Here is a 2,056-nt window from a genome sequence, read left to right on the forward strand (position 1 = left end):
CTGTATGACGCCACGACGATCCGCGTCTATCAGGCCTATCGCCACGAGATCGCCGACGCCGCCCTGGCCGCCGGCCGTCGAAGCTGGATGTGCACGGTCTCGCCGAACAGGCGGATCAGGCCGAAGCCGGGATAGCGCCCGTTGCCCGGCTCGCGGGCGTTCCAGCGCGTTCGCCGGCTGTAGGGGAACGGCCGGTAATGGGTCTCCGCGCCGAGCCGTTCGGCGCACGCCTGGTAGAACCCCTGTTCCACCAGCAATTTTTCGTTTCTCATTTCGCGGCGGCGTATGGACCGGCCGGGCCGCAAAGTCCAGCCGGCGCCGCCAACCTCTAAAGTCACGACGTCCCAGACGGCCGCCTCACGCTGCAAGCGCGGCGAACATCTCCTCAAAGGCAGTGGCGAAGGGATATGCCCAGACCAGCTCGTCCGAGCCCCGGCCGAACACCAGGCCGCAACCGACATTCAAGCCCTGCGCCGTCCGGCACAGCAAGGCCCCGGACTGGCCAGCCTCCGCACGGAAGCCCGGCCGCATTCGCAGTTGCCAAAAGCCCCGATAGAAAATCCTGACCCCGTCGACGTCCACCCATGCGCCGCTCAGGACGGGTTCCGGCGCGCCACACAGATGCTGCGCGCCCTTTGCCACGAACCAGTGGTCCAGTTCGCTGGGACCCATGTCATCGATCCTGTCAATCGGCTGCTCGATCACCTCCAGCCAGTAGGGCCGCACGGGCGTTGGTCCATCCACCCGGACGATAGCCAGATCGCCGTCCGCGGCCTGGCCGGGGCGGATCGGGATCCACCGGACCACCGGTCCCAGGGGCGCGGGACGGGAACCGGTGTCCCACTGGACCGGGCCGGTTTGGCCGTTCGCCAGGTTGAAGACCACATGGGCGTTGGTCGCCAGGTAGCGGAAGCGCCCCTTGGTAAAGGCCAGCCCCGCCACACCTCGGTCGCCTCCAAATCCGATCAGCCGTCCGCCGGAGGCGATCCCACTGACCGCCGGCGCGCCGCTGGTCTCGATCACGTCGGTTTCCAGCAGTCCAAGCGCGATCCGTTGGCGGCTCCGAAGCGAAACCACGGCCGGGGCGCGGCCGGCGGCGTCGATATCGCCCTTGCGGGCCACATGGACCTTGAGCGCCAGCCGACCGGTTCCCCGGCCGCCGGTTTCCTTCTCGCCCAAGGTCACATGGCTGACATTGGGAAGCTTGGACAGCGCCATTGCCGCCCGGCGGGCCGCCTGTCGAAACCTGAACCCGCGTGGCCAGGCCTCGACGGCCATGTCAGTTCCGACCTTTCGGCGGCGGCCGGCCCGACTGATCCTCACCGCCGCCTCCGGCTCCCTCCGGTTTGCGGGCCTCGTCGGAGATCGAGAAGCTGAATGACGGTCCCGTCTTCAGCTCCAGCAGGTCGCCGTCGCAATTCACTTCAACCAACTGGAACGCCCTCGTCGATTCAGTGGGGACCCCCTCGCTCGACGCCTTGCCGGTCGCCGCCTCCGGCCCGGCCATCTTGGTGATGGCAGTGAGCAGGTTGGAAGCCAGCAGGGTGGAATCCTGTTTGCTATCCACCTCGGTCAGCATGCCTTCGGCCATCTTCAAGTTCACGTCCTGCTTGGCCAGGAAGGTTCCGAACTGCACAGCCATCGGCTTGGAGCAGTCAGGCAGGACCAGCTTGGTCGGCCCCGAGGCCCCCGCCACGATATAGGTCTTCGGGGGATATACCCTGAACCCGGGGGTGTCGGGCCGGGCCGGCTTGGCGGTGATATAGGCGCAGCCTGAGGTGGCGACAGAAGCCACCGCGACCATGCCGACGACGAGCGCTTTCATTCGACATATCCTTTTTCACGGCGCCTCCGCGGAGCGCGAGGCAGACCGTTCTGAGACCTTGTCAGCGTCCGGCGCTGCCCGCCGTGATAGCGGTCACACCCGCCGGATCCCGACGGCTCAGCTCCATCGCAGCTGCGTCGCCCCATCCGGCCCGCCGGAAACCCGCCACGCACCCCCAATTCCGAGGTGGCCGCCCAATCGGCGCCCCGCGATACTCCGCCAGCCCCGGAG

The 2,056-nt window shown here is 67.6% G+C and carries 2 protein-coding genes; both read right to left on the reverse strand.

The genetic code is table 11. The annotated features are described in order from the left end of the window. Window positions 1-357: 357 nt before the first annotated feature. Window positions 358-1,278 carry a hypothetical protein gene (locus GVN21_RS20270; protein WP_166576549.1) on the reverse strand — a complete coding sequence of 307 codons (921 nt, stop codon included), beginning with the start codon at window positions 1,276-1,278 and terminating at the stop codon, window positions 358-360. Window position 1,279: 1 nt separating this feature from the next. Continuing rightward, window positions 1,280-1,825 carry a hypothetical protein gene (locus GVN21_RS20275; RefSeq protein WP_166576550.1) on the reverse strand — a complete coding sequence of 182 codons (546 nt, stop codon included), beginning with the start codon at window positions 1,823-1,825 and terminating at the stop codon, window positions 1,280-1,282. Window positions 1,826-2,056 lie beyond the last annotated feature (231 nt).

It is taken from the genome of Caulobacter sp. SLTY, assembly GCF_009905535.1.
GTDB lineage: Bacteria > Pseudomonadota > Alphaproteobacteria > Caulobacterales > Caulobacteraceae > Caulobacter.